General features: G+C 72.2%; 20 protein-coding genes. 6 read left to right on the plus strand and 14 right to left on the minus strand.

The features are described 5' to 3' along the window. Window positions 1-47: 47 nt before the first annotated feature. Window positions 48-776, plus strand: a complete 729-nt coding sequence (locus tag DB033_RS11980) for a DedA family protein (RefSeq protein WP_111766875.1) — start codon at window positions 48-50, stop codon at window positions 774-776. A gap of 71 nt (window positions 777-847) precedes the next feature. Here DB033_RS11980 and DB033_RS11985 read toward each other — a convergent pair whose 3' ends face one another. From DB033_RS11985 to DB033_RS12000, 4 genes are all read right to left on the minus strand, one after another. Further along, complete coding sequence (locus DB033_RS11985; protein ID WP_111766876.1) at window positions 848-1150, minus strand: hypothetical protein; 303 nt, start codon at window positions 1148-1150, stop codon at window positions 848-850. Window positions 1151-1262: 112 nt separating this feature from the next. Further along, a complete protein-coding gene (locus tag DB033_RS11990) occupies window positions 1263-1958 on the minus strand; it encodes a TrmH family RNA methyltransferase (RefSeq protein ID WP_111766877.1) in 696 nt (231 codons plus the stop codon). A gap of 4 nt (window positions 1959-1962) precedes the next feature. Beyond that, complete coding sequence (gene pyrE / locus DB033_RS11995) at window positions 1963-2541, minus strand: orotate phosphoribosyltransferase (RefSeq protein ID WP_111766878.1); 579 nt, start codon at window positions 2539-2541, stop codon at window positions 1963-1965. A 26-nt stretch (window positions 2542-2567) separates the two neighbouring features. After that, window positions 2568-3374 (minus strand): SDR family NAD(P)-dependent oxidoreductase, encoded by an 807-nt coding sequence (locus DB033_RS12000; RefSeq protein ID WP_111766879.1) that lies wholly within the window; start codon window positions 3372-3374, stop codon window positions 2568-2570. A 266-nt stretch (window positions 3375-3640) separates the two neighbouring features. On the opposite strand from DB033_RS12000, the gene DB033_RS12005 reads away from it, so the two are divergent. Further along, window positions 3641-5947: a GGDEF domain-containing protein gene (locus tag DB033_RS12005; RefSeq protein WP_111766880.1), complete on the plus strand. Its 2307-nt coding sequence runs from the start codon at window positions 3641-3643 to the stop codon at window positions 5945-5947. On the opposite strand, the gene clpB is transcribed toward DB033_RS12005, so the two are convergent. Continuing rightward, window positions 5937-8546 (minus strand): ATP-dependent chaperone ClpB, encoded by a 2610-nt coding sequence (clpB, locus tag DB033_RS12010; RefSeq protein ID WP_111766881.1) that lies wholly within the window; start codon window positions 8544-8546, stop codon window positions 5937-5939. The genes DB033_RS12005 and clpB overlap by 11 nt on opposite strands. Before the next feature lie 223 nt (window positions 8547-8769). Between clpB and DB033_RS12015 the strand changes: the two genes are divergently transcribed. After that, window positions 8770-10335: a CYTH and CHAD domain-containing protein gene (locus DB033_RS12015; protein WP_111766882.1), complete on the plus strand. Its 1566-nt coding sequence runs from the start codon at window positions 8770-8772 to the stop codon at window positions 10333-10335. A 64-nt stretch (window positions 10336-10399) separates the two neighbouring features. Here the strand turns inward: DB033_RS12015 and DB033_RS12020 are convergent, their stop codons facing one another. The 5 genes from DB033_RS12020 to DB033_RS12040 all read right to left on the minus strand — a co-directional run bounded on the left by DB033_RS12020 (window position 10400) and on the right by DB033_RS12040 (window position 16484). Next, window positions 10400-11404 carry a sugar phosphate isomerase/epimerase family protein gene (locus DB033_RS12020; protein WP_111766883.1) on the minus strand — a complete coding sequence of 335 codons (1005 nt, stop codon included), beginning with the start codon at window positions 11402-11404 and terminating at the stop codon, window positions 10400-10402. A gap of 76 nt (window positions 11405-11480) precedes the next feature. Continuing rightward, entirely contained in the window at window positions 11481-12629 is a 1149-nt protein-coding gene (locus DB033_RS12025; RefSeq protein WP_111766884.1) for a Gfo/Idh/MocA family protein, read from the minus strand. Between the two features lie 68 nt (window positions 12630-12697). Continuing rightward, window positions 12698-13816: a substrate-binding domain-containing protein gene (locus tag DB033_RS12030; RefSeq protein WP_111766885.1), complete on the minus strand. Its 1119-nt coding sequence runs from the start codon at window positions 13814-13816 to the stop codon at window positions 12698-12700. A 104-nt stretch (window positions 13817-13920) separates the two neighbouring features. Further along, window positions 13921-14967 carry an ABC transporter permease gene (locus DB033_RS12035; protein ID WP_111766886.1) on the minus strand — a complete coding sequence of 349 codons (1047 nt, stop codon included), beginning with the start codon at window positions 14965-14967 and terminating at the stop codon, window positions 13921-13923. Continuing rightward, window positions 14964-16484: a sugar ABC transporter ATP-binding protein gene (locus DB033_RS12040; protein ID WP_111766887.1), complete on the minus strand. Its 1521-nt coding sequence runs from the start codon at window positions 16482-16484 to the stop codon at window positions 14964-14966. Before DB033_RS12040 ends, DB033_RS12035 begins: the two co-directional genes overlap by 4 nt. A gap of 189 nt (window positions 16485-16673) precedes the next feature. Between DB033_RS12040 and DB033_RS12045 the strand changes: the two genes are divergently transcribed. Then, entirely contained in the window at window positions 16674-17867 is a 1194-nt protein-coding gene (locus DB033_RS12045; protein ID WP_111766888.1) for an ROK family transcriptional regulator, read from the plus strand. Window positions 17868-18074: 207 nt separating this feature from the next. Here DB033_RS12045 and DB033_RS12050 read toward each other — a convergent pair whose 3' ends face one another. Further along, complete coding sequence (locus DB033_RS12050; protein WP_111766889.1) at window positions 18075-19088, minus strand: LacI family DNA-binding transcriptional regulator; 1014 nt, start codon at window positions 19086-19088, stop codon at window positions 18075-18077. 113 nt (window positions 19089-19201) lie between these two features. On the opposite strand from DB033_RS12050, the gene DB033_RS12055 reads away from it, so the two are divergent. Beyond that, window positions 19202-20371 (plus strand): Gfo/Idh/MocA family protein, encoded by a 1170-nt coding sequence (locus DB033_RS12055; protein WP_111766890.1) that lies wholly within the window; start codon window positions 19202-19204, stop codon window positions 20369-20371. Between the two features lie 9 nt (window positions 20372-20380). On the opposite strand, the gene DB033_RS12060 is transcribed toward DB033_RS12055, so the two are convergent. Further along, complete coding sequence (locus tag DB033_RS12060; protein WP_111766891.1) at window positions 20381-21178, minus strand: tryptophan-rich sensory protein; 798 nt, start codon at window positions 21176-21178, stop codon at window positions 20381-20383. Window positions 21179-21207: 29 nt separating this feature from the next. Beyond that, complete coding sequence (locus tag DB033_RS21440; RefSeq protein ID WP_111766892.1) at window positions 21208-22080, minus strand: MBL fold metallo-hydrolase; 873 nt, start codon at window positions 22078-22080, stop codon at window positions 21208-21210. 84 nt (window positions 22081-22164) lie between these two features. Between DB033_RS21440 and DB033_RS21445 the strand changes: the two genes are divergently transcribed. After that, entirely contained in the window at window positions 22165-22350 is a 186-nt protein-coding gene (locus DB033_RS21445; protein ID WP_240615849.1) for a 2-oxo acid dehydrogenase subunit E2, read from the plus strand. Between the two features lie 490 nt (window positions 22351-22840). On the opposite strand, the gene DB033_RS20705 is transcribed toward DB033_RS21445, so the two are convergent. Beyond that, on the minus strand, window positions 22841-23017 hold the full coding sequence (locus tag DB033_RS20705) for a hypothetical protein (RefSeq protein ID WP_157970648.1): 177 nt from the start codon (window positions 23015-23017) through the stop codon (window positions 22841-22843). Window positions 23018-23114 lie beyond the last annotated feature (97 nt).

A 23114-nucleotide genomic window follows, 5' to 3' on the forward strand; every position in this document is an offset into this window, starting at 1 on the left:
TCGCGAAGCCCCCGAACGGCGGGGTCACTGATCCATACTGGTCGACGATGATGACGACTGAACTCGCCCTGCTGCCCGGCTGGCTGGACCCCTCGAACCTGATCTCCTCGCTGGGATCGTGGGCGGTGGTCGGCGTGCTGCTGATCATCTTCGCCGAGTGCGGCATCCTGATCGGCTTCTTCCTCCCCGGTGACACGCTGCTATTCCTGGCCGGCCTGCTGGTCGCCCAGGGCGCCGCCGGCGGTATCGACATCAACATCTGGTTGTTCGTCGCACTGCTGGCGCTGGCCGCCTTCGTCGGCAACGTCGTGGGCTACTGGATCGGTTACAAGGTCGGTCCGGCCGTCTTCAGCCGCCCGGACGCGAAGTTCCTGAAGAAGGAGCACATCGACCGGTCCGCGGCGTTCTTCGAGAAGTACGGGAAGATCACCGTCGTACTGGCCCGGTTCGTGCCGATCGTGCGCACGGTGGCCACCGTGATGGCCGGTGCGTCGAAGATGGACCGCAGGATCTACCTGACCTACTCCGCCATCGGCGGGATCATCTGGGTCGCCACCGTCACCCTGGCCGGCTACTTCCTCGGCCAGATCACCTTCATCCGCGAGAACGTCGACCTCATCTTCGTCGCCGCGGTCGCGGTCATCGTGCTCGGCCTGGTCGTCCCCGCGGTCATGCACCTGCTGCAGAAGCGCCGGAAGGGCATCAGCCCCGCCGAGTCCGACGCGGCGGTCGACGACGCGGCCGAGGGCATCGAGAACGACGCCAAGACCGTCTGAGTCCCCTCACTCCGACAGAACCCCCGGGCCGACGGCCCGGGGGTTCTGTCGTCCGGGGCGTCGGAGTCCGGTCAGCGGGCGGTGCACCAGCCGTCGGGCAGGCTGATCCCGATCCCCAGGAAGGACGTCGCCTCCCGTGTGGTCGGGTTGTCGACCGCCCCGGAGACCGAGTCGCAGGCCTGTCCCTGGACCTCCTCGGCGTAGCTCACGACCTTGTCGCGCTGCTGCCACGCCACGAGGACCAGGACCGCAGCGACGACCAGGCTGATGATCTTGCCGACGATCTTGCGGATCACGATCGCGAGCAGCAGCCCGATCACGGCGATGGCGATGATGGCCACGATCGCCACGGTCTTCACGGTTTCCAGGTCCACGCTGGTGAGGGTAACCGGCGCGGCGGGGCGTTCCGGGTACGCCGGCTCGGCCGGTCCCGGCGGGCGCGTTCGTGGTCGTGGCGGCGTCGCGGTCCGCGACGGGACGCCGTGCTCAGGCCGGCGGTGGTCCGGCGTGCTCGCGGATCCAGGCGTGCATCACGATCCCGGCGGCCACCCCGACGTTGATGGACCGGGTCGAGCCGAACTGGGCGATGGACACGTGGAGGTCGGCCGCGGCGGTGGCCTCCGGGCTGAGCCCCGGCCCTTCGGCACCGAAGAGCAGGACGGCCCGCTCGGGCAGTGCGGTGCGCTCCAGGGGTGCCGCTCCCGGCAGGTTGTCCACCGCGACCAGCACGAGACCGCGTCGCCGGATGTCGTCGGCGAGTCCCCCGACCGTCGGGTGGTGCTCCAGGTGCTGGTACCGGTCGGTCACCATGGCCCCCCGCCGGTTCCACCGGCGCCGGCCGACGATGTGCACCCGGGCCGCGGCGAAGGCGTTCGCGGTGCGGACGACGGTACCGATGTTGTGGTCGTGGCCCAGGTTCTCGATGGCCACCTCGAACGGGAACCGCACCCGGTCGAGGTCGGCGACGATGGCCTCGCGCCGCCAGTAGCGGTAGCGGTCGACGACGTTGCGGCGGTCGCCCGCGGCCAGCAGCTCGGGGTCGTAGTGATCGCCGGCCGGCCACGGCAACGGGTGCGGGCCGACGCCGACCTCCTGGCCCGGCCGCTCCCACTCCGTCGGTCCGGTCGGCTCGGGCGCGGCGCTGTCGCGCTGCGGCTCGACCGGCGACGCCGGGTCGGTCACCGGGTCACTGAGGCCGGTCGCCGAGGCCGATGTCGGCCCGGCTCAGGACGCTGCGGTAGGCGATACCGGCCGCTTCGAACACGCCGGCCGCCTCACCGCCACGGTCGAGGATGGTCGCCACGCCGATCACCTCGGCCCCGGCCTCGCGGACGGCGGTGACCGCGGTCATCGGCGAACCGCCGGTCGTGGTGGTGTCCTCGACGACGAGCACCCGGCGGCCCCGTACGTCGGGGCCCTCCACCTGGCGTTGCATGCCGTGGCCCTTGGCCGACTTGCGCACCACGAAGGCGTCCAGGGGCCGGCCGTCGGCGTGCAGCATGGCCGTGGCGACCGGGTCGGCGCCGAGCGTCAGGCCGCCGGCCGCGGCGAAGTCCCAGTCGGCGGTGAGCTGCCGCAGCAGTCGTCCGACCAGCGGCGACGCCTCGTGGTGCAGGCTGATCCGACGCAGGTCGACGTAGTAGTCGGCCTCCCGTCCGGACGACAGGACGACCCTTCCGTGCACGACGGCCAGCTCGGCGACGAGCGCCGCGAGGCGCTGCTTGGCGGTGGGATCGACCGCGGGGGCTTCGGTGGGAACACTCATCAGGACAGCCTGTCACAGGCCGGCGGTCACTCCCGCGCCCCGTAGACGGTCCGGCTGAGGACCCGCACGAGCGGTCGCGGCAGTACCCGGGTGACGCCGACGAGGGTCTTGTACAGCGGCCCCGGCACGCAGATCAGCCGGCCCCGCCGCAGATCGGCCAGCGATCCGGCGACGACCGTGTCGACCTCCGAGTAGGCCACCGCGGGGACCCGGCCGAGGGCGATCCCGGCGCGGTCGTGGAACTCGGTGTGCACCAGGCCCGGGCACAGCGCCTGCACCCGCACGCCGGTGCCGCGCAGCGTCATCGCCAGCCCCTCGGTGAACGCCACCACCCAGGCCTTGGACGCGGCGTAGCTCGCTCCGGGGTTCGGGAAGAGCCCGGCCACCGACGCCACGTTGACGACCGTCCCCTCCCGGCGGGCGGTCATCCCCGGCAGTGCGGCGTGCGTGAGGGCGAGGACCGCGGTGACGTTCAACGCGAGCTGGCGCTCCAGCTCCGCGGGTGACACCGCGGAGAACGGCCGCCCCAGCCCCATTCCGGCGTTGTTGACCAGCGTCGCCACCGGACGGCGGGGGTCACCGAGTCGCTGCCGGACCCGGTCCCTGCCCTCGGGGGTCGTGAGATCGGCCACCAGGACCTCGACGTCGGGCGCCCCGGCAGCTCGCAGGTCCGCTGCGGCGGCCGCGAGCCGCGCGCCGTCCCGGGCGACGAGGACCAGCCGGTCGCCGCGGGCGGCGAGAGCGCGGGCGTAACCGGCACCGATACCGGCCGTCGCGCCGGTGATCAACGCGGTGGGCGGGCCTGCACCATCCGGCGCCGGGAGCGGGGTCATCGCCCGACCGTACCGAGGGAGCGCGCGGGACGGTGTCCGGGCGGCGGCGACCCGATGGCCGGCAGGCGTCGCGGGCACGTACGGCTGGCGTCCGATCGTGGGTGGCGATTCACCGACAGGTGAGTGGGGATGCTCGCCACGACTACGCTGGTCGGACCGGGCCGGTCGTCGGGTCCGCGGCGCGCTGCCGACGGGCGCCGACGGATCACGACAGCCGGCGGGCCGTCCGGGTCGCTGTCGAATGATCCGAGGTGGGGAGGTGGCGGGTGACGACCTCCGGCGCTGCGACCACCGACATGGGATTCGACGAGGACGCCGACGACGACCTCGCCGGCTGGCAGGCCGATCCGTCGCCGCAGCACCCGCACATCGCGCTGCTGCTGGGCGGCAGCATCCTGATCGTGGTGCTGGCCTGCGTGCTGCCGCTGTTCGTGGTGGAGAACGTGCGTCCCGGCATGCACCAGGCCGGTCTGATGCTCACGGTGGTGGTCGCTCTCAGCTGCGGACTCGGGCCGTTCCTGACCCACCGACTGCAGAACACCCGCTACGTCGTCTGTGCGCTCGTCGTCCTCGACCTGATGCCGCTGACCTTGGCCACGTCGCTGAAGGACGACTCCCCCGTCCGTCAGTGGACCTCGCTGCTGCTGATCCCGGTGCTCATCTCCGCGGCGACCCTGAACCGCCGGCTGTACGTGGCCCAGCTGGTCGCCGGGTGCCTCGTCGGCATCGCCGTGATGGTGATCCGGGCCCCCGGCGTCGAGGAGGGACTGCTGACCTGCGTCGGCTGCACCTTCCTGATCGTCGTGTGCGCGAGCCTGGCGCGCCAGGACCGGACCGCCCTGGACGTGCGGTTCCGGCAGTGGCTGCGCCGCTCCCGGCGGGACGAGCTCACCGGGCTGCTCAACCGCCGGGGCTTCGTCGCCGGGTTCCCGCAGGTCCGGCGGGAATGCGTGGACAGCGACGTGCCGATCGGCATCGTGATGATCGACATCGACCACTTCAGCCGGCTCAACGCCGTCCACGGCCACGCGTACGGGGACGCGGTGCTGCGCGACCTGTGCGCCCTGGTGTCCGAGCTGCCCGAGGTGGCGGAGGGCATCGTCGCCCGGATCGGCGGTGAGGAGCTGGTCGTGGTCGTGCCCCGGCCGGCCGGGACCACCGCGGTGGCGTTGCGGGAGGCGCTCGCCCGGTCGTCGCTGCATCCCGGACTGACGGTGAGCATGGGCATCGCCGACGCCGACCCCCGCAGCTGCACCGACATCGACGCCATGTGGCGACTGGTGCACCTGACCGACGCCGCGATGTACCGCGCCAAGCAGGAGGGCCGCGATCGGATCGCCCGCGCCGAGCCCGGCGCCGGCGGTGGGCCCGACACGCCGCCCGGCGCGCGCGGGGACGGTGAGGCGGACCGGACCGGCACCCGGCCGGTGCCGCCGCACTGGGGTCCCCGGCCTGTCGGTCCGGCGCTGCCCACCGGCGGCCCGGACGAGACCGGCTGCCCGGACGCGGTCGGCGACGACGCCGGCGACGGCCGGCTGTTCGGCGCCTACTGCCTGGTCTTCGCCGCCATCGGCCTCTGCGCCCTGCTCATCCCGGTGGCCGTGGACCGCGGGTCCGACTGGTCGACGGTGTTCGCCGCCGGGCTGGTCGCGATGGCCGTGCTCGGTGCCGTCGCCGTCGGACGGCGTCAGCTGGCGCCGCCGCTGCTGGTCGGGGTCATCTGCGTGGTGATCGAGGTGAGCACGCTCAGCGCGGTGCTCGCCACCGGTGACCTGGAGCACCGGCTGATGATCATCAGCGTGCTGACGGTGCCCGTCCTGGTCTCCGCGCACGCCATGCCCCTGCCCTGGCTGGGTGGTCAGATCCTGCTGGTCTTCGTCGGGGTCGGCATCGCCGCGACCAGCACCGCCGACACCGTCGACGCGGAATGGATGCACCGGACGTTGAGTCAGGCGGCGGTGCTGTGCGCCGCCCCCGGGGTGTTGTTCTGGCTGCGGCAGCGGCGGGAGCGGGCGAACACCCGGCTCCGTCGACTCGCCTCGATCGATCCGCTGACCGGGGTGCTCAACCGCACCGGGCTGGAGCACCACGTCATCCGCGGCACCACGGGCGGCGACGTGCGGATCCTGACGTTCGACGTGGTGGGGTTCAAGTCGCTCAACGACACCTACGGCCACGTCTTCGGCGACGAGGTGCTGGTGCACGTCGCCCGGGCGCTGACCACCGCGGTGGCCACCACGCTGCCCGCCGACCGGACCGGCGGGACGGCACCGCCGGATCCGGTCGTCGGCCGGACCGGCGGCGACCGGTTCGTGGTGGCCGGACCCGAACCGCTGGACCCGGCGCTGCCCGGCCGGATCGCCCGGACCCTGCAGACCTTCCCCGCCGAGGTGGCGGTGGCCACCGGTGAGGCCGTCGGCCCGGTGCGCGACGCCGCCGGGTTCTGGGCGCTGATCGCCACCGCGGAGACGACCATGGTCCGGCCGGCGGTCTCCCGGCGGCCCGGCACCGGCGGGATCACCACCGGGCGCGGGCGGACCCGGACCGCCGGACCGGGGCCGGTCAGACCGTGAGGCTCTTCCCGGCGCGGACGACGAGCCCGTCGCCGCTGTCGGCCACGTCCACCACCACGGTGTCGCCGTCCCGGATCCCGCCGCCGAGCAGTTCCCGGGCCAGCTGGTCGCCGATGGACGACTGCACCAGCCGGCGCAACGGCCGGGCCCCGTAGAGCAGGTCGAAGCCGTTCATGCCGAGCCATTCCAGCGCGGGACGACGCACGTCCAGCGTGAGCCGGCGGCCGGCGAGCCGCCGGGCGAGCGAGGCGACCTGGATGTCGACGATCGCGACCAGGTCGTCGATGGTCAACGCGTCGAAGAAGACCACGTCGTCGAGCCGGTTGAGGAACTCCGGCTTGAACGAACGGCGCACCACGTCCATGACGGCGTCGTGCTTCTGGGAGTCCGACAGCGCCGGGTCGATCAACGCCGCCGATCCCAGGTTCGAGGTCAGGATCAGGATGGTGTTGCGGAAGTCGACGGTGCGGCCCTGCCCGTCGGTGAGGCGGCCGTCGTCGAGCACCTGCAGCAGGACGTCGAACACGTCCGGGTGCGCCTTCTCGACCTCGTCGAGCAGCACCACCGTGTAGGGCCGGCGCCGGACCGCCTCGGTGAGCTGGCCGCCCTGGTCGTATCCGACGTAGCCGGGCGGGGCGCCGACGAGCCGTGCCACCGAGTGCTTCTCGGCGTACTCGCTCATGTCGATGCGGACCATCGCCCGCGGATCGTCGAAGAGGAAGTCCGCCAGCGCCTTGGCCAGCTCGGTCTTGCCGACGCCGGTCGGGCCGAGGAACAGGAACGAGCCGGTCGGCCGGTCGGGGTCGGAGATCCCGGCCCGGGCGCGACGGACCGCATCGGAAACGGCACGGACGGCGGCCTTCTGCCCGACCACGCGCCGGCCCAGCTCGTCCTCCATCCGGAGCAGCTTGGCGGTCTCGCCCTCGAGCAACCGGCCGGCCGGGATACCCGTCCAGGCCGAGATGACGGTGGCGATGTCGTCGGCACCCACCTCCTCGCTGATCATCGGGGCACCCTCGGCGGGGGCCGGCTCGCTCTGCGACGCCTCGGCCAGCTCGCGCTCCAGCACCGGGATCCGTCCGTATAGCAGCTCGGACGCCTGGGCGAGATCACCCTCGCGCTGGGCCTTCTCGGCGGCGATCCGGGCCTCGTCGACCTTCTTCTTCAGCTCCCCCACCCGGTTCAGGCCGGTCTTCTCCCGCTCCCAGCGCGCGTTGAGCTCACCCAGGGCCTCGTTACGGTCGGCGAGGTCACGGCGGAGCCGCTCGAGCCGTTCCACCGACGACGGATCCGACTCCTTCTCCAGCGCCAGCTCCTCCATCGTCAGCCGGTCGACGGCGCGCTGCAGCTCGTCGATCTCCACGGGCCGGGAGTCGATCTCCATCCGCAGCCGCGACGCCGCCTCGTCGATGAGGTCGATGGCCTTGTCGGGCAGGAACCGGGCGGTGATGTAGCGATCGGAGAGGGTGGCCGCGGCGACGACCGCCGCGTCGGAGATCCGGACGCCGTGGTGCGCCTCGTAGCGCTCCTTGAGCCCGCGCAGGATGCCGATGGTGTCCTCCACCGACGGCTCCCCCACGAACACCTGCTGGAAGCGGCGCTCCAGCGCCGGGTCCTTCTCGATGTGGCTGCGGTACTCGTCCAGCGTGGTGGCGCCGACCATCCGCAGCTCACCACGGGCGAGCATCGGCTTGAGCATGTTGCCGGCGTCCATCGCGCCCTCGCCGGTCGCGCCGGCACCGACGACGGTGTGCAGCTCGTCGATGAACGTGACCACCTGACCGTTGGATCCGGTGATCTCCTCGAGCACGGCCTTGAGCCGCTCCTCGAACTCACCGCGGTACTTCGCGCCGGCGATCATCGCGCCGAGGTCCAGCGAGATCAACCGCTTGCCCCGCAACGACTCCGGCACGTCGCCGGCGACGATGCGCTGGGCAAGTCCCTCGACGACGGCGGTCTTTCCGACGCCGGGCTCGCCGATCAGCACCGGGTTGTTCTTGGTGCGCCGCGACAGCACCTGGACGACACGGCGGATCTCGGCGTCGCGGCCGATGACCGGGTCGATCTTGCCGTCGCGGGCCCGCTCGGTGAGGTCGATGCCGTACTTGGCCAGCGCCTGGTAGCTGCCCTCCGGGTCGGGCGAGGTGACCTTCCGGTCGCCACCACGGACGGACGGGAAGGCGGCGATGACGCCGTCCTCGGTGACCCCGGCGGCATTGAGCACGGCGGCGGTGTCGGTGGTGCGGCGGGCCAGCGCCGCCAGCAGGTGCTCGGTCGACAGGTACTCGTCGCCGGTGGTGCGCATGATCTGCTCGGCGGCGGTGAGCACGTTGGCGGTGGCCTGGGCGAGCTGCGGTTTCGCGACGGTGCTGCCCGACGCCCGGGGGAAGCGGTCGAGTGCGGTCTTGACCTGGGCGGCGATCGCGGCCGGATCGGCCCCGAGGCTCCGGAGGAGCTCGGGGGCGGTGGAGCCCTGCACCGTGAGCAGCGACGCGAGCAGGTGCGCGGGCTCGACGGTGGCGTTGCCGGCCGTCGTGGCGGTCGTGATGGCGTCCGCGAGGACCTCGCGGCTGCGGGTGGTGAGCAGGTCGGTGTTCATGAGCCTCTCGGTCAGGTGTGCGGTGGTTCGTGGAGCCCGACCTGAGTGTCGATCGGGCGTTAAGTTGAGTGTACTCGACTCATGTTCCGAAGGCCAGAGTTCTATGCCCCGACGGGGACCGGAGTACCCGCGCGGACGGCGTGTCCGGCGGTGTCGTCCTGCCGACACCGCCGCGCCCGGGGAGCGCTTGCTGTTTGCCGTGCGGACGCTGTAGCAAGAACCGATGACCGCTTCCGGCATGTCCCGTCACCAGGAGATCGAGGTCAAGCTCGAGGCGGGCAGCGACTTCTCGATGCCCGACCTCCGCTCCGTCCGGGGGGTCGCCGCGGTCTCCGCACCGGTCGTGCACGAACTCGACGCCACCTACCACGACACCGCCGAGCTCGACCTCCTGCAGTCGCGGATCACCCTGCGCCGCCGGGTCGGCGGCAAGGACCAGGGCTGGCACCTGAAGCTGCCGGGGACCGGGCCCGGGTCGTCCTGGGTCGGCAGCAGCAACCGCACGGAACTGGCGTTCCCACTGGGCGACGAGCTCCCCGACGAGCTGGCCGACCTCATCCGCGGCGTCACCCGCGGGCGTCCCGTGGTGCCGGTCGCCTCCATCCGTACGCGGCGGACGGTCGTCGAGCTGCTGGACGCCGACGGCACCGGCCTGGTGGAGCTCGCCGACGACGCCGTCGAGACCGAGGTCCTCGGTGAGGTCGGCGTGGCGCGCGGCGCCGGTGGCCCCACGGCCTGGCGGGAGCTGGAGGTCGAGCTGCTCAGCGGGGACGAGGACACCGTCCGGTTGGCCGCCGCCCGGCTGACCAAAGCGGGCGCGCGGACGGCGAAGTCGCCGTCCAAGCTGTCGTCCGCGCTGGCCGCGGGCGGCCGGGCGCCCGCGCGCTCGGTCCCGGGTGGCCCGACCCCCACCCGTCGCAGCCGCGCCCAGGACGTGGTGCTGCGGGGACTGGCCCGGCACCGCGACGCGCTGGTCGTCGCCGACGTGGGGCTGCGCCTCGGCGCACCGGAGTCGCTGCACGCCAGCCGCGCTGCGGCACGGCGGCTGCGCAGTTCCCTGACGGTGTTCCGCGCGCTGTTCGACCCGGACCAGGTCGACCGCCTCCTCAAGGGGCTGCGCGCGATGGACAAGGTGCTGCAGCCGGTGCGCGACAACGACGTGCTCCTGACCCGGCTCACCACCGAGATCAGCGAGGAGCCGGCCGAGTTCGCACAGCCGGCCGAGGTGCTGCTGCGCCGGGCTCTGGCCGACCGCAACGCCGCGGCCTGGGAGCAGGTCGAGCACTGGCTGTCCCGCCCGCAGGCCGTGCGGCTGCTCCAGCGGCTGGACGCGTTCCTGGCCGATCCGCCGCTGGACGCCTCCCAGCAGGGTCAGGCGGGCCGGCTGCTGCCGGCGATGATCGCCGCCGCCTGGAGCCGGGTCCGCAAGCTGGCCGATGTGGCGCTCGCCGACCCGGAGGACGTGCGGGCGCTGGAGCGGGTGCGGCGGGCGGCCAAGTCGGTGCGCTACGCCGCCGAACTCGCCGGCACCGCGCTCGGCGACGCGCCCATCGTGTTCGCCGCCGCCGTGGAGGAGATCCAGGAGGTGCTCGGTGAGCACCGCAACGCGCTGCTGGTCGGCGAGTTCCTGGTCGCGCTGGCCGCCGACGTGCGCACCTCCGGGCGGGCCGGCTTCCTCTACGGACGGCTGCACGCGGTCGCCGACTCCAACGTGCTGTCCGCGGTCGACGACTTCGCCGACGCCTGGGACCGGGCCGACGACGGGGAGCTCATCAGCTGGCTGCGGTGACCGGTGCCCGGCGCGGCGGCGCCCCAGGGACGGCGGTCGCCGCGCCCGGGGAGGCGCCGCCGGGTCAGTCCCGGGTGGCGAAGGCCGCGTCGAAGGCGCTGTCGGGAGCCTCGAACGCCAGCGAGCGGACGAACTCCAGCGCCTCCGGGGCGCCGAGCAGCCGGTCCATCCCGGCGTCCTCCCACTCGACCGAGATGGGGCCGGCGTAGCCGATGGCGTTGAGCATCCGGAACGCGTCCTCCCACGGCACGTCACCGTGGCCGGTGGAGATGAAGTCCCACCCGCGCCGCGGGTCGGCCCAGGCCAGGTGCGACCCCAACCGGCCGTTGCGGCCGTTGCCCATCCGCTTGCGGGTGTCCTTGCAGTCCACGTGGTAGATCCGGTCCTTGAAGTCCCACAGGAACGCCACCGGATCGATGTCCTGCCAGACCATGTGGCTCGGGTCCCAGTTCAGGCCGAACTCGGGCCGGTGTCCGATCGCCTCCAGGGTGCGCACGGTGGTCCAGTAGTCGTAGGCGATCTCGCTGGGGTGCACCTCGTGGGCGAAGCGCACGCCGACCTCGGCGAAGACGTCCAGGATGGGGTTCCACCGGTCGGCGAAGTCCCGGTAGCCCGCGTCGATCGCGTCCTGGGACACCGGCGGGAACATCGCCACGTACTTCCAGATGGCCGAGCCGGTGAAGCCGATGACGGTGTCGACGCCGAGCGCCGCCGCGAGCCGCGCGGTCGCCTTCATCTCCTCGGCGGCCCGCTGCCGGACGCCCTCGGGATCGCCGTCGCCCCACACCCGGTCGGACACGATGTTGCGGTGCCGCTCGTCGATCGGGTCGTCGCACACGGCCTGACCCTTGAGGTGGTTGGAGATGGCGTGCAACGTCAACCCGTGCCGCTCCAGCAGCTCGAGCCGGCCTCGGACGTACTCGGCGTCGTCCCACCGGTAGGGATCGAGATGGTCTCCCCAGCAGGCGATCTCGAGACCGTCGTAACCCCAGCCGGCGGCCAGCCGGGCCACCTCCTCCAGCGGCAGGTCGGCCCACTGGCCGGTGAACAGGGTGATGGGTCGGGTCATGGTGCTCCTCGTGTGCGCGTGGCCCCGTCGTCGTGGACGCGTGGGCCGGAGGTCGGATCGGCGGTGCCCTGACGGGTCAGACGGTGACCCACGAGTCACCCGCGGAGCTGCGCTCGACGGCGTCGAGCACCCGCTGCACCTGCAGTCCGTCGGCGAAGCCGGGAGCGGGCGGCACGCCGTCGGCGATCCCGGTCAACAGGTCCACCACCTGGTGGGTGAACGGGTGTTCGTAGCCGAGACCGTGTCCGGGCGGCCACCAGTGGCCCACGTAGGCGTGGACCGGCTCCGTGACGACGATGCGGCGGAACCCGGCGGTCGCGGGATCGTCGGCGCCGTCGTGGAAGTGCAGGACGTTCATGTCCTCGAAGTCGAAGGCCAGTGATCCGAGGGAGCCGTTGATCTCCAGCCGAATGGCGTTCTTGCGGCCGAGAGCGAAGCGGCTGGCCTCGAAGACGCCGAGCGGGCCACCGTCGAAGGTGGCCAGGAACGCGGCGGCGTCGTCGACGGTGACCTGGCCGCGGGTGGTGGTCCCGGGCACGGGCCGCTCGTCGACGAAGGTGGTGAGGCGCCCGGTCACCGAGGTGATCCGCTGTCCGGTGATGAACTGCGTGAGATCGACGATGTGGGCGCCGATGTCGCCGAGTGCACCGGAGCCGGCACGGGACTTGTCCAGCCGCCAGGTGAACGGCGACTCGGGGTCGGACAGCCAGTCCTGGAGGTACTGGGCCCGGATGTGACGGATCGTGCCGAGTCGCCCCTGCTCGACCAGCGTCCGCGCCAGCTGGATGGCCGGTACCCGCCGGTAGGTGAAGCCCACCATGGCGACCGTGCCGAACCGAGCGGCGGCCGCGGCGGCGGCCGCGGTCATCCGCTCGGCCTCCTCGACCGTGTTGGCCAGCGGCTTCTCGCACAGCACGTGCTTGCCGGCCTCCAGCGCGGCGATGGCGATCTCGGCGTGCGTGTCGCCGGGCGAGCAGATGTCGACGAGGTCGACGTCGTCCCGGCTGAGCAGTGCGCGCCAGTCCGTCTCCACCCCGTCCCAGCCCAGCTGCGTCGCCGCCGCGGTCACCGCGGAGCGGTCGCGCCCCACCAGGACCCGCATCCGGGGGTCCACGGGGAGGTCGAAGAAGCGGGGGGCGGTCCGCCAGGCCTGGGAGTGTGCCGCCCCCATGAAGGCGTAGCCGATCATGCCGACACCGAGGGGTGCGGGCGGGGTGCTAGTCATGCTGGGTCCTTTCCGGTGGCGTGCGGGCACGGGCCCGGCGGGAGGAGGTCCCGCCGGGCCTGGCCGGATCAGGACTCGAAGGCGGTCGGCAGGTACTGGTCGACGTTGTCGGCGGTGACGACCGGCGCGAACAGCTGAATCGTGCGGGGCACACCGGAGGACTGCAGGTCACCGAGGTTGGCGTTCTGGACGATCAGGCGGGCCAGCGAGACGCCGTCCGCAGCCTGGGTGGAGGGGTACACGACGGTGGCCTTGACCACGGAGTCACCGGCCTTGATGAGGTCCATCATGTTCTTCGAGCCGGCCCCGCCGACCATGAGCATCTCGCTGCGGCCCGCGTTCTCGATGGCGGCGAGCACGCCGACACCCTGGTCGTCGTCGTGGTTCCACAGGGCGTCGATCTTCGGCGCGGCCTGCAGCAGGTTCGACGTCGCGGTCTCGCCGCCCTGGACGGTGAAGTCGGCGGCGACCCGGTTGGAGACCGACAGACCGCAGTCGCCGAGCGCGTCGGCGAAGCCCTTGCTGCGGTCCTGGGTCAGCGGCAGCGAGTCGATGCCGGCGACCTCGGCGATGACGGCATCGGGGTTGTCACCGAGCTGGCTGCAGATGTAGGTGCCGGCGCTGACGCCCATGCCGTAGTTGTCGCCGAGCACGGTGGTGCGGGCGGCGAACGGGCTGGTGAACTCCCGGTCGACGTTGATGATCGGGATGCCGGCGTCCATGGCGCGGGTCGCCACCTCGGTGAGGGCCGCCCCGTCGAACGGCAGCAGCACGATGGCGTCCACGCCGTCGTTGATGAACGTCTCGATCTGGCTGATCTGCAGGTTGACGTCGTTGGTGGCCTCGGCCTGCCGCAGCTCCACGTCGGGGTAGGTGGCGGCCTCGGCAACCGCCGCCTTGGTGATGGCACCCATCCAGCCGTGGTCGGCGGCCGGCGCGGAGAAGCCGATGACCACCTTCTCGCCGGTGGCGGGGGCACCGGCGGACCCCCCAGCGGTGCCGGCCGGTGCGGAACCGGTGCCGGTGCCGGTGCCGGCGGGGGCACTGGACGAGGTCGCCGCCGGCGCGGAGGTGGTGGACTCCTCGGCCGCGGTGTTGGACGTGCAACCGGCCAGAACCAGGCCGGTCAGGGCGGCGGCGACCACGATGGGGGTGGTGACGCGGCGACGGGCACGACGTACGGACATCGACTTCTCCTCAGGACGGAACGTGCGGTGACGGAACGGATCTGGACGCGACGAACAGGACCTGCGAGGTGACGCAGGCCGACAGGGCGGGGACGGCGGCGGCGCTATTTGCGGGGGTGCGCCCGGACGACGAAGCGCTGCTGGAGCAGCACGGCGATGACGATGATGGCGCCCTTGGCCACGGACTGCGCCGAGATCGACATGTTGTTGATGGTGAACAGGTTCGTCAGCAGGGTGAAGATCAGCACCCCGAAGACGGTCCCGACGATGGTGCCGCGACCCCCGACGAGCAGGGTGCCGCCGACGACCACCGCGGCGATGGCGTCCAGCTCGTACAGCTGACCGTGGGTGGAGCTGCCGGACGTGGTGCGGACGAGCATCATCACGGCGGCGATACCGGCGGTGAGCCCGGCCAGGCCGTACAGGTACATGGTGTGCCGCTTGACTTTGATACCGGCCAACCGGGCGGCCTCGGGGTTGCCACCGACGGCGACCGTGCGACGGCCGAACGTGGTGCGGTTCAGCAGGAACCAGCCCGCGACGGCGACGAGGGCGAAGATCCAGACCAGCTTCGGGACGCCGATGATGTTGCCGCGGAACGCCTCCAGGAACGGCCGTACGGTGACCACCTGGGTCTGCCGGTTGGAGATGATCTCGGCGACGCCGCGGGCGGCGACCATCATGGCCAGCGTCGCGATGAAGGCGACCACGTTGCCGTAGGCGATGATCACCCCGTTGATGAGGCCGGCGACGATGCCGACGGCCAGCGCGCTGCCCACCATCACGATCCAGTGGACGTCACCGGCCATCGTCTGGGTGGCCAGGGTCGAGGCCCAGATGGTGGCCAGCCCCAGTACCGACCCGACGGACAGGTCGATCCCACCGGCGGTGATCACGAACGTCATCCCGACGGCCAGCACCCCGATCACCGACGCCAACCGCAGCACGGTGAGGATGTTGTCGATACTGGCGAACCGCTCGCCGCCGGTGATGACCCCGACGATGCACAGCAGCACCAGTGCGACGACCAGACCCAGGTTGCGGCCGACCGACCCACTGAGCAGCCCGCCGCCGGACCGGTCCGGCTTGGCGGGCGACGAATCCCCGCCTGCGGCGGTGGCTTTCGCCACCGAGACCTTCTGCTCGCTCACGCGACGCTTCCTTCCATGACGAGGTCGAGCACGCGGTGCTCGTCGATCGAGGCGGCGGCGCCCTGGTGGACGACCCGCCCGTCGGAGATGACCAGCACCCGGTCGGACAGACCGAGCACCTCGGGGATCTCACTGGAGACCACGACGACGGCGGCGCCGTCGTCGGCCAGTGTGCGGATCAGGGCGTAGATCTCGGCGCGGGCACCGACGTCGACACCGCGGGTGGGTTCGTCGAGCATCAGCACGCGGCAGCCGTGCACCAGCCAGCGGGCGAGCACGGCCTTCTGCTGGTTGCCGCCGGACAGTGTCCGGACGGCCCGGGTCACCCCCGCGGGACGCAGGTGCAGGGCCTCGGACTGCTGCAGGGCGGTGGACCGCTCCTGCTTCTCCCCCAGCATGCCGAAGCGGGCGAACCGGCCGAAGCTGGACAGGGTGATGTTGCGGAACACCGGCTCGTCGAGCAGCAGCGCCTGACTCTTGCGCTCCTCGGGGGCGAGCCCGATCCCCGCGTCGACGGCGGCGCTCACCGAGCCGCGGCGCAGCCGGCGGCCGCCGACCGTGACGGTGCCCGCCGAGGCCTTGCGCGCGCCGTAGATGGTCTCCAGGATCTCGGACCGCCCGGAGCCGACGAGACCGGCCAGACCGACGATCTCGCCCGCCCGGACCTGGAGGGAGACGTCGGAGAAAATACCGGCGAGCGCCAGGCCGTCGACGTCCAGGACGACCTCGGCGTCGTCGGGGACACCGGGACCCACCGGGAAGACGTTGTCCACGGTGCGGCCGGTCATCAACCGGATGAGGTCGGCAGTGGGCGTCTCGGACACCGCGAGGTTGCGGGCCACCGTCCGGCCGTCCTTGAGAACGGTGATGCGGTCGCCGATCTCGCGGATCTCCTCGAGCCGGTGGGAGATGTAGATGACGGCGATACCGGCGCCGGTGACCTCTCGGACGAGATGGAAGAGGTTGGTGACCTCCTCGGAGTCGAGCACGGCCGACGGCTCGTCCATCACGATCACCCGGGCGTCGTGCGAGAGGGCCCGGGCCATCGAGACGATCTGCTTGCCGGCGGCCGACAGCCGGCCCACCTCGCGGTGCGGGGAGATCTCCGGATGCCCGAGCCGGGCGAGGATGTCCCGGGTGCGTCGGGTGGCCTCCCGCCGCTGCGAGAAGCCGGCGACGGCGAGTTCGTGACCCAGGAAGACGTTCTCGGCGACGCTGAGGCCGTCGACGACGTCGAGCTCCTGGTACATGGTGGCGATGCCCAGCTTCAGCGCCGCGACCGGGTTCGGGATGACGACGGCGGTGCCGCCGATCTCGACGGTGCCGGCATCGGGTTGGTGGGCGCCGGCGAGAACCTTGATGAGAGTGGACTTCCCGGCTCCGTTCTGGCCGAGGAGGCAGTGGACTTCGCCGGGAACGACATCGAGATCCACGCCGTCCAGGGCCTTCGCCCCGGGGAAGTGCTTCACGATGCCCCGGAGGCTGAGCAACGGCGTCGGGGGGTCTGCGGTGACCATGCGAGCAATGTTTCACCCCTTTTGATGAGTGTCAAGCAAAAGTCCGCAACTTTTCGGCTAATGTTGCCTGCCTGGCGACACGAAGCCTCGCGACGGTGCGGGACGTCGGGCCGTCGATCACGCCGGGGACGCCGCGACGGTGGGTGTCGGCCGGTCGACCGGGACAGGGACGGGCGGTATTTTGTGGCGATGCAACTGACCGGCGAGCCGGAGGTACGGCCGGTCTTCCGCAGCAGCGGCACCGGCGAGCTGTTCCAGCTCCTGCGGGACGGCGCGCCCCGGACCCGCGCGGACCTGATCGCGATGACCGGTATGGCCCGGTCGACCATCGGTGGTCGCATCGACCTGCTGCTCGACTCCGGGCTGGTCGCCCCGGCCGGCGGTGCCGGTTCCACCGGCGGCCGGCCGCCCGCGACGTTCGCGTTCAACCCGTCGAGCCGGGTGGTGCTGGCGGTCGACCTGGGGGCCACGCACGCGCGGCTGGCGCTGACCGACCTGGCGTCCCGGGTGCTCGCCGCCCACCAGGCCCCGCTGCTGATCGCGGAAGGCCCCGACCACGTGCTGGCCTGGGTCGTCGCGCAGGGCCAGCGGCTGCTCGCCGAGGCCGGTCGTGAGGTCGGTGACCTGCTGAGCATCGGCGTCGGCCTCCCCGGGCCCGTCGAGCACGCGACCGGACGGCCGACCAACCCGCCGATCATGCCGGGGTGGGACGACGCCGACGTCCGGGGCATCCTCGCCGACCGGTTCGGGTCCGCGGTGCTGGTCGACAACGACGTCAACATCATGGCTCTCGGTGAACACCGCACCGCATGGAAGGACGTGTCGGACCTGCTGTTCGTCAAGCTGGCGACCGGGATCGGGGCCGGCATCATCGCCGACGGCCGGCTCCGCCGCGGCGCGCAGGGTGCGGCCGGCGACCTCGGCCACGTGGCGGTGCCCGACGGCGGCGACGTGCTGTGCCGGTGCGGCAACACCGGCTGTCTGGAGGCCATCGCCAGCGGTCAGGCCGTCGCCGACGCCCTCGCGGCCGAGGGGGTCGGCGTGCACAGCGGAGCGGACGTCGTCGCGCTGGTTCGGGCCGGCGACCTGCGGGCGAGCCTGGCCGTCCGGCAGGCCGGGCGGCGCATCGGGGCGGTGCTCACCACGTGCGTGAGTCTGCTCAACCCGTCGGTCATCGCCATCGGCGGCATCATGGCCGGGGCCGGGGAGCACCTGCTGGCCGGCATCCGCGAGATCGTCTACCAGCGCTCGTTGCCGCTGGCGACGCAGCACCTGCGCATCGTCGGTTCGGTCACCGGCCCGGACGCCGGCGTCATCGGCGCCAGCGTGATGGCCATCGACCACGTCCTGGCGCCCGACGCGGTGGACCTGCTGGTGGGCTGACACCCATCCGCACCCCTACGGTGCGCCGCGGAGGTCGACACCCGTCGTCCGGCAGGCACCCTCGCACCGGGGTCAGCCGGGTCGTACCGATGATCCGCGGACGTGCAGGGTGGCCGGAATCGGCGCCGCGGTCGCGGGCCACCCACACCCCTACGGTGCGCCGCGGAGGTCGACACCCGTCGTCCGGCAGGCACCCTCGCACCGGGGTCAGCCGGGTCGTACCGATGATCCGCGGACGTGCAGGGTGGCCGGCATCAGCGCCGCGGTCGCGGGCGTGTCCGGCCGGTCGATCCGCCGCAGCAGCGCCTCCCCGGCGCGGCGGCCCAGGGCGTGCCCGGCGATGTCGACGCTGGTCAGCCACAGGTGCCGCAGCTGCGCGAGATGGGTGTTGTCGAACCCGACCACCGACAGGTCGCGGGGCAGATCCAGACCGAGCTCGTCCGCCGCGGAGATGGCCCCGATGCAGGCGACGTCGTTGACGGCGAAGACCGCTGTCGGCCGGTCGCCGGACGGGGAGAGCAGCCGCACCGCTGCGCGGTAGCCGCCCTCCTCGGTCGCGTCCGAGGTCTCGATCCGGGGGTCCAGACCGTGGCGTGCCATCGCCGCCACGTAGCTGTCGCGCCGGAGCTCGGCGAAACGTCCCGCATTACCGGCGATGTGGGCGATACGGCGGTGGCCGAGCGCCACCAGGTGGTCGACGGCGAGGGTGGCGCCGGCGCTGTCGTCACCGGCGATGACGTCCACTCCCGGCAGGTCGACGTCGCGACTGGCGGCGACCACCGTCGGCACCAGCCGGGTCGCCTCCTGCAACCGGGCGGTCAGCGGCATGGTGCCGACCAGCACCAGACCGTCGACCGGGAAGTCCAGGAAACCCTGCGTCAGCAGGTCGTCGGTGCGGCTGTCCAACCGGGAATCGCCGAGGTACATCCGGTAGCCGCGCTCCCCCAACGTCGCCGCGAGGCCTTCGAGACAGTCGACGTACCAGGGGTTGCGGAGATCGTTGAGGAGGACACCGACCGTGGAGGTCCGGCGCTGGCTGAGGTGGCGGGCGGTGGCGTTGGGTCGGTACCCGAGCTCGGCGATGGCGCGCTCGACGGCGGCCCGCTTGGCCGGGCCCACTTTGTCGGAGTTCTGCAGGACCAGGGACACCAGCGATTTGGAGACCCCGGCGGCGGCGGCCACGTCGCGGATGGTCGGCGGACGGGACGGTTCTCCGACCATCGACGCCACCTCCGCTCAACGGTTGACACCGGTGACGCCGGTGCGTCATCCTGGGCTTGTTGGACCGGTCCAACTCTGTCCAACCATAGACCAGCCACCGCCGAGGAGCAATCATGTCGCAGCCGTCGTCCCGCCCGTCCCTCGGAGTGGCCGTGGCCGGGTTCGGATGGATGGGCCGCGTGCACACGCAGGCCTACGCCCGGGTCCGGCACCACTTCCCCGACGTCACCCCCGTCCCGGAGCTGGTCGCGGTGGCTGACGAAGTGCCCGGGCGGGCCGAGCAGGCAGCGGCGCAGTACGGCTTCGCCGGCGCCACCACCGACTGGCGGGACCTCGCGACGAACCCGGACGTGCAGGCGGTCAGCGTCACCGCCCCCAATTTCCTGCACCGGGAGATCGGCGTGACGCTGGCCGAGGCCGGCAAGCACATCTGGATCGAGAAGCCGGTCGGACTCTCCGCCGACGACGCGCGCGCCGTCCAGGCGGCAGTGACCAAGGGCGGCGTCCAGAGCGCCGTCGGCTTCAACTACCGCAACGCGCCCGCCGTCCAGTACGCCAAGCAGCTCATCGACGCCGGTGAGCTCGGCGACGTCACCCACGCCCGCTTCCGCTTCCTGTCCGATTACGCCGCCCACCCGGACGGAGCGCTGAGCTGGCGCTTCGAGCGGGCCCGCGGCGGCAACGGCGTGCTCGGCGACCTCGTCTCGCACGGCGTCGATCTCACCTGGTTCCTGCTCGGCGATCTCGAGTCCGTCGTCGCCGACACCACCGTCTTCCTGCCGCAGCGGTCCCGCCCGACCGGCGCCACCAGTGGTCACCAGCGGGCCACCGGCGGCGAGCTCGGACCGGTCGAGAACGAGGACTGGATGAGCGGTCTCATCCGGATGGGCTCGGGGGCCCGGGTGTCACTGGAGGCGAGCCGGGTCGCCGTCGGCGAGCAGAACAACTACGGCTTCGAGATCCACGGCACCAAGGGGGTGCTCACCTGGGACTACCGGCGGATGGGCGAGCTCGGCGTCGGTCTCGGCGGCAGCTACGCCGACCAGAACATCAGCACCGTCTTCGTCGGCCCGGGCCACGGGGACTTCGGCGCCTTCCAGCCCGGTGCGTCCAATCCGATGGGCTACGACGACCTCAAGGTCGTCGAACTGCGCAACTTCCTGGCCTCCATCGACTCCGGCGCCCCGGTCGGCGCCACCGTCGCCGACGCCGTCCGCAGCGCGATCACCCTCGACGCGATCGTCGAGTCCGTGGCGACCGGCGGCTGGGTCACTCTGGCCTGAGCCGTCGGCTCAGACGCGCGTGAGTGCGCGCCTGCCCGAGGTCGCCTGCACCCGGGCCGCCACGAACGCCACGGCGACGACGACGGCCGCGACCACGGCTCCGACGGCGACCACGGTCGACTCGGGAGCGGCCGTCGCCCGGGCGATGGCGATCCAGCTGATGCCCCAGACCATGGCGGCACCGATACCGAGGTTGCCGCGGCTGACCCGGGACAGCAGCACGCCGATGCCGGCGGCGACGGCCAGCACGGCCACGGTCAGCGCTTCGGCGACACCCTCGGACGGGTCGAGACCGGCGTCCTGCAGGGTGGCCGTGACGTTGGCCGCGGTCGCGACGCTGACCCAGCCGACGTACAGGCCGAAGGTCCCGTCGGTGATGACCGTGTCCACCACCGACCGCGACGGCGCGGCGGCCAGCCGGGAGATGATCACGCCGAGGACGAGGACCAGCGCGAGGATCACCAGCACGCTCACCCACAGCCAACCCGCCTGGACGACGAGCAGCCAGCCGGCGTTGAGCAACATGGAGGCCGCCGCGAGGTAGCCGATCCGGCGGTGCCGCTCGGCGGTCGCCTGCCCGGGCAACCACTGCCACACCGTGTAGGCGGCGAGCCCGGCGTAGATCACCGACCAGATCGAGAAGGCCTGGGTGCCCGGTGCGATCAGGGTGGCGTCGGCGGACAGGGCGCCGCCGGCGGCCCGGTCGACCTGGGTGCCGCCGAACACCCCCACGCCGAGCAGGGTGCCGAAGACGCAGACGATCTCGCTGGCGGTGACGGTGATCTGACGGGTGCGGTCGCTGTTCATGACCGACTGATACCCAGCATGCTGAGGAATTACCCAGCGTGCTGAGTATTCGCCGGAAGCTCCTCGTCGGGGTCGCGGATCGTGTCGGTGAGCCAGCCGATGTAACGCTCGGCGGACGAGCGGACGACCGCCGGGGCGTCGCTGACGATCGCCCGACCGGGGAAGGCCCCGTGGATGCGGTCGTACGCCAGCGGTTCCAGCGTCGCCACGATCTGCCTGACCAGTCGCTCGGACAGCGGCAGCTGGTTCGGGTAGCTGCGCATGAACGACACGGTGTGCCCGCTCGGACCCACCATGAGCGTGTCCCCGACCAGCAGCACACCGCGCCCGCCGGCTCCGGCCGGCCAGTGCAGCACGCAGGACCCCGGGAAGTGCCCGCCGGCCCGCAGCAGGGTCACGCCTGGCACCGGCTCGTGCCGGTCGGTCCAGAAGACGTAGGCCGGGTCCGGCCGCTGCACCCACCGCCGGTCGTGGGCGTTCCACAGGATCGGCACCTCGTGCTGCTGCCGGGCGCTGAGCATGTGGCTCCAGGACACGGCCGCCCCGGCCAGGTGCGGATGGCTCGCGGCCACCGCGACGACGCGGCCCAGCGCCTCGACGGCGACCACGAGATCGGCGCTGATGTAGGCCGAGGGCTCCCACAGGATGTTGCCGTGCGGGGTCCGGAGGACGAGCGAGCGCTGGCCGATCGCCACCTCGGGCGTGACCGTCACGGCGAACAGGTCCGGCTCGATCTCCTCGACGGTGAAGGTCCGGCCCACCTCGAGGTCCGACGCGGTACTCCAGCGCTGACCCTCGGGAGGTATCCACTGCCGGTCGTCGGCGCAGATCGCGCACACGTCCGGCGGCCGCCGGGTGTCGGGGTGCTCGGCTCCGCAGGTCAGGCAGATCCACAACGACATACGACCCCCTCGTCGCGCGGCGGGCGATCCCGGGCGGGTCCGCCGGTCCGCCGTGACGGCCAGTCTGACACCACGCTGTACCCGGTGATCAACTCGTCGCTGTCCGACGACATGAAGGAGATCACCTACCACGGCAGCGTCAACCTCGGCGTCGCCGTCGACACCCCGCGTGGCCTGCCGTCGACTCCGTCACCGGTGGCGCCCGACGGACTGTCGTCACCGACCGTCGGGCTGGGCGGGTCAGCGGCGCGGTGGTCGCCGTCACGCTGACGCTGCCTGCGTACCACCGCGCGAGATGGACGACGTCGGGGCCATCGCGAGAACGCGATCGGTGACGCCCTGGCCGTCCCGACGCCGCCGGCGCCAGCCCTGACCGTGACCGGGCACATGACGAGGTCCGCCGGTGGTCGGCCGACGGGAGCGGCTGACCGACGGGATCAAGAACTCGTGGGATCAGTGACGTGCCGGAGGTCCGCCGGTGGTCGGCTGACGGGAGCGGCTGACCGACGGGATCACGTACCCGTGGGATCAGTGGCGTGCCGGAGGTCCGTTGACCGATGAGCCCGGTGACCGAGAGGGTCAGGTGGCTTACCGGACCGGGCGGCCGACGGGACCGGGCAGCCGACGGGTCGGGTGTCACGCCGGCTCCGCGGAACGTCACCGGTCCGGGCGCCGGACCGGGATGTCGACTGCCGATCGTCCGACGACGTCGGCGGACCCTGGCTGCATCACTCCCCCGGACACGCCGTCCAGGTGCGCCTCAGGAGTGGTGGCGCTCCTTGTCCTCCGGCCCCATGCCGAAGGTGTTGACGCTCGAGTCCTCGCCCTCAACGGCCGGCTCACCCTTGCGCGGCTTCCCCGCGTCGTCGTGCGCCTCGTCCTCGGGTCCGAGGCCGAACTGGTCCAGCTGGTTCTCACCGGTGGTGTCGTGGGTCATGTCCCCAGTGTGCTCCCGGCGGGCGGCGCGGGCATCCGGGGAGAGGGAGAATTTCCGGCACGGGCTCGGAGCCCACACCGCCCCCGCTCCCGGAACC

Source organism: Nakamurella deserti (genome assembly GCF_003260015.1).
Lineage (GTDB): Bacteria > Actinomycetota > Actinomycetes > Mycobacteriales > Nakamurellaceae > Nakamurella > Nakamurella deserti.

What these genes read in the sequence shown, in the direction of transcription:
- DB033_RS11980 (WP_111766875.1), top strand. Translation starts at nt 48, where the DNA reads ATGATGACGACTGAACTCGCCCTGCTGCCCGGCTGGCTGGACCCCTCG.
- pyrE (WP_111766878.1), bottom strand. Translation starts at nt 2,541, where the DNA reads ATGAGTGTTCCCACCGAAGCCCCCGCGGTCGATCCCACCGCCAAGCAG.
- DB033_RS12000 (WP_111766879.1), bottom strand. Translation starts at nt 3,374, where the DNA reads ATGACCCCGCTCCCGGCGCCGGATGGTGCAGGCCCGCCCACCGCGTTG.
- clpB (WP_111766881.1), bottom strand. Translation starts at nt 8,546, where the DNA reads ATGAACACCGACCTGCTCACCACCCGCAGCCGCGAGGTCCTCGCGGAC.
- DB033_RS12015 (WP_111766882.1), top strand. Translation starts at nt 8,770, where the DNA reads ATGACCGCTTCCGGCATGTCCCGTCACCAGGAGATCGAGGTCAAGCTC.
- DB033_RS12020 (WP_111766883.1), bottom strand. Translation starts at nt 11,404, where the DNA reads ATGACCCGACCCATCACCCTGTTCACCGGCCAGTGGGCCGACCTGCCG.
- DB033_RS12025 (WP_111766884.1), bottom strand. Translation starts at nt 12,629, where the DNA reads ATGACTAGCACCCCGCCCGCACCCCTCGGTGTCGGCATGATCGGCTAC.
- DB033_RS12030 (WP_111766885.1), bottom strand. Translation starts at nt 13,816, where the DNA reads ATGTCCGTACGTCGTGCCCGTCGCCGCGTCACCACCCCCATCGTGGTC.
- DB033_RS12040 (WP_111766887.1), bottom strand. Translation starts at nt 16,484, where the DNA reads ATGGTCACCGCAGACCCCCCGACGCCGTTGCTCAGCCTCCGGGGCATC.
- DB033_RS12045 (WP_111766888.1), top strand. Translation starts at nt 16,674, where the DNA reads ATGCAACTGACCGGCGAGCCGGAGGTACGGCCGGTCTTCCGCAGCAGC.
- DB033_RS12050 (WP_111766889.1), bottom strand. Translation starts at nt 19,088, where the DNA reads ATGGTCGGAGAACCGTCCCGTCCGCCGACCATCCGCGACGTGGCCGCC.
- DB033_RS12055 (WP_111766890.1), top strand. Translation starts at nt 19,202, where the DNA reads ATGTCGCAGCCGTCGTCCCGCCCGTCCCTCGGAGTGGCCGTGGCCGGG.
- DB033_RS12060 (WP_111766891.1), bottom strand. Translation starts at nt 21,178, where the DNA reads ATGAACAGCGACCGCACCCGTCAGATCACCGTCACCGCCAGCGAGATC.
- DB033_RS21440 (WP_111766892.1), bottom strand. Translation starts at nt 22,080, where the DNA reads ATGTCGTTGTGGATCTGCCTGACCTGCGGAGCCGAGCACCCCGACACC.
- DB033_RS20705 (WP_157970648.1), bottom strand. Translation starts at nt 23,017, where the DNA reads ATGACCCACGACACCACCGGTGAGAACCAGCTGGACCAGTTCGGCCTC.